The 3,315-nt window shown below is 62.4% G+C and carries 3 protein-coding genes; 2 read left to right on the top strand and 1 reads right to left on the bottom strand.

The genetic code is table 11. The annotated features are described in order from the left end of the window. Positions 1–79 precede the first annotated feature (79 nt). Both AC1DT3_RS15875 and AC1DT3_RS15870 read left to right on the top strand, forming a co-directional pair. A complete protein-coding gene (locus AC1DT3_RS15875) occupies positions 80–535 on the top strand; it encodes a helix-turn-helix domain-containing protein (RefSeq protein WP_477466210.1) in 456 nt (151 codons plus the stop codon). A 49-nt stretch (positions 536–584) separates the two neighbouring features. After that, the gene (locus tag AC1DT3_RS15870) at positions 585–1,832 is read left to right on the top strand and encodes an NAD(P)/FAD-dependent oxidoreductase (protein ID WP_477466209.1); all 1,248 of its coding nucleotides are present in this window, start codon (positions 585–587) and stop codon (positions 1,830–1,832) included. A 26-nt stretch (positions 1,833–1,858) separates the two neighbouring features. Here the strand turns inward: AC1DT3_RS15870 and mutL are convergent. Continuing rightward, the coding region (mutL, locus tag AC1DT3_RS15865) for a DNA mismatch repair endonuclease MutL (RefSeq protein WP_477466208.1) at positions 1,859–3,315 on the bottom strand (1,457 nt) is incomplete at its 5' end.

Here is a 3,315-nt window from a genome sequence, read left to right as displayed (position 1 = left end):
TGATACCGTGGTGGGACTTTATTCAATCCGGTCATGGCGTTAATGGTGCAAGCGGGCTGTCGCCCAGGAGTTTCCCGGAATGGCGCGGAAGTCGATCAAGCCGACAAAACTGGACAAGCTACCGACAAAGCTCACGCCGAAGGTTTTGACGAAGCATGAATTCGGCAAGCGCCTTCACAAGCTCATGACGGAAAAGGGTTGGCACCAGAGCGAGTTGGCTCGGCAGGCCGGGTTGCAGCGCGACAGCGTTTCCACCTACATCAACGGCCGTTCGCTTCCGACGCCGTTGAGCCTCAATCGACTGGCGGCTGCTCTCGGCGTCGCAGCCGAGGAATTGATCCCGAACCACATCGAACAGGGCCTCGATCATCACAAGCCGGCCTTCGAAATGAAGGCGAGCGCCAATGCACCCGACATGGCCTGGGTGCGCGTGAACCGCCTTGTGACGTTCGATACGGCGGTGAAGATCGGCGAGCTCCTGCGCGCCGACAATGCGATCGTTGCAAGAAAAATCAATTCCGCGACGGGTGGCTGAGTCCTAAGAACAAGCCTGACAATTCGATCGCGCGCCCTAATTCGACGGGATGTCATTTCTGTCCAGCCGCGAAACCGATTCCGACGCAACCGCCCTCGATCTCCGTTCCGGACGCAGCGTCTGGGAACTCGACGCCACTCCGCCCTCACCCTCGCAAAACGCGGGACGCCATCTCACCACCGACGTCGTAATCGTCGGAGGCGGGATAACGGGCGCGTTTCTCGCAGAACGATTCACCGGCGCGGGGCGCGACGTCATCGTCCTCGACCGGCATGAGCCGCAACAGGCGAGCACGGCAGCGAGCACTGCGTTGCTGCAATGGGAGATCGACGCGCCCATGATCGAACTCGAGGACACGCTCGGCTTCGATGCCGCCGCCGCGATCTATCGCGCGAGCGCGCAGACGGTGAAGCGCATCGGATCGTTGGTGCAGGGTCTCCATCTCCCATGCGATTTCGATTGGCGGAGCGCGCTCTTCTTCGCCGGCAATGCGCTCGACCCGCACGAGTTGCGCGACGAACTCGCACTGCGCCTGCGCGCAGGGCTTCCGAGCCGTTTTCTGGATAGCTCGGCTCTCGAACGAATAACCGGTTTTCAGCGCGCTGCGGCCCTTCTCTCATCAGGATCGGCGGAGGTCGATCCCATCAAGCTGGCGCGTGGCCTCCTGAACACTGCCATCGCGCGCGGAGCGAAGGTGATCTCTCCGATCCGTGTCGACACATATGACAGCACCGCCTTGCGCGTTCATGTGACGTCCACCGAGGGGACGGAGGTCGAAGGAAACATCCTCATCCTTGCGAACGGGTACGAAATGCCTTCGTTCATTCCCGCCGATTCTCATCGCATTGTGTCGACGTGGGCTCTCGCGACCAAACCGCAGCGGAGCGCGATCATGTGGCCCGATCGCAGTCTGATCTGGGAAGCGTCGGAGCCTTATCTCTATGCTCGCACGAGCGTCGAGAATCGCATCATCGTCGGAGGCGAAGACGAACCGATCACGGATGCGGCGACGCGCGACGGATTGCTGCCGGYAAAGACAAAAGCGCTTCTCACCAAGCTCGCCGCATTGCTTCCAGGAGTCGAATGCGATGTCGATGCCGCGTGGACCGGATTTTTCGGCGAGACCGATGACGGGCTACCCATGATCGGCCGCGTGCCAGGCTATCCGCGATGCTATGCTGCGTTCGGCTACGGCGGAAACGGCATCACGTTCAGTGCGCTCGCCGCCGACATGATCGAACAGATGGTACACGGCGAAAACCATCCTTTGGGAAAGTTCTTCGCGGTCGACCGCTGATCGCGCGGGCGCCATAGGCAGTGGGATCACCGTCGGCCGAACAACCGCTCGATATCGGCGAGCTTCAATTCGACGTAGGTGGGGCGGCCGTGATTGCACTGGCCGGACAAAGGCGTGACTTCCATCTCGCGCAGAAGCGCGTTCATCTCGTCCGGTTTCAAGCGACGTCCCGCGCGCACCGATCCATGACACGACATGCGCGACAGAACCGCGTCGAGCCGCTCTTCGAGCGGGCTCGTTCCGTGTCCCCATTCAACGAGCGCGTCCGCGACGTCTTGCACCAACGCCTTGATGCGGCCGCCCGCGAGCGCCGAGGGCACTTCGCGCACCAGAAGCGCGCCGGATCCGAAGCTCTCGACTACAAGGCCAAGCTTTTCCAGCGTTGCCGCTTCTGACAAAACCCGATCGGCATCGACCGGATCAAGCTCGACGACCTCGGGGATCAGCAGAAGCTGGCGACCAATGCCGGATGTCGCGCGTTCACGCTTCAGACGCTCGTAGACCAATCGTTCGTGAGCGGCGTGCTGATCGACGATCACGATGCCATCGGGGGTCTGCGCGACGATATAGGTGCCATGGATCTGCGCCCGCGCCGCGCCGAGAGGCGATTCCTCCGCAACAGGATCGGGCACGTCCATCGTCGCGCGGCCGTCGGCGGACGGCAGAGCTATGTCGGGCAACAACGCCTGCGCTTCGGAAAATCCATGGTCGCGCGCACCGTGATCGAGCGGAGCCTGCCAACCGGACAAAGCTGCCGGCGTGCGCATCGGTTGCACACGATAGCTCGATGAATATGATCTGTGCGCCAAAATTCCCTGCGGTCGCAGATTTTCCAGCGTCYGCGTACCGCCGGTCGTCGCAGAACGGAATCCAAAGCGGGTGATCGCCTCCTTTAGGGCCGACACCAGAAAACCGCGCACGAAAGCTGGATCTCGGAAGCGCACTTCGGTCTTCGCGGGATGCACATTGACGTCGACCGCGCGCGGATCGAGATCGATCATCAGGGCGAGGACCGGATGTCGATCCGACGCCATCACATCCGCGTAAGCTCCGCGCACCGCACCGAGCAGCAACTTGTCGCGCACCGGGCGTCCGTTGACGACGAAGTGCACATGACCCGACGTTCCGCGGTGGAAGGTCGGCAGGCTGGCGAAGCCCTGGACGCGAACCCCCTCACGCTCGACGGCGATCGCCATGGCATTGTCGTTGAACTCCGCCCCGAGCACACGGGATAGGCGACGCAGAATGCCGAGTTCGCCGTCCGGTTCAGGCGGATAGGTGAGCGCTGTCAAATGTTCACCGGACAGCGTGAATCGGATGTCCGGATGCGCGACGGCCAGCCGTTTCACGATTTCGGCGACAGCTTGCGCCTCGGAACGATCGCCTTTCAGGAACTTCAATCGCGCGGGCGTTGCGGCGAAGAGGTCGGACACTTCGATGCGCGTGCCTTTCGGCGCGGCGACCGGGCGGACCGGCGCCTTGA

It is taken from the genome of Microvirga sp. P4_G7 (assembly GCF_056401005.1).
This window is presented reverse-complemented; position numbering and strand designations above follow the sequence as displayed.

What these genes read in the sequence shown, in the direction of transcription:
- AC1DT3_RS15875 (WP_477466210.1), top strand. Translation starts at nt 80, where the DNA reads ATGGCGCGGAAGTCGATCAAGCCGACAAAACTGGACAAGCTACCGACA.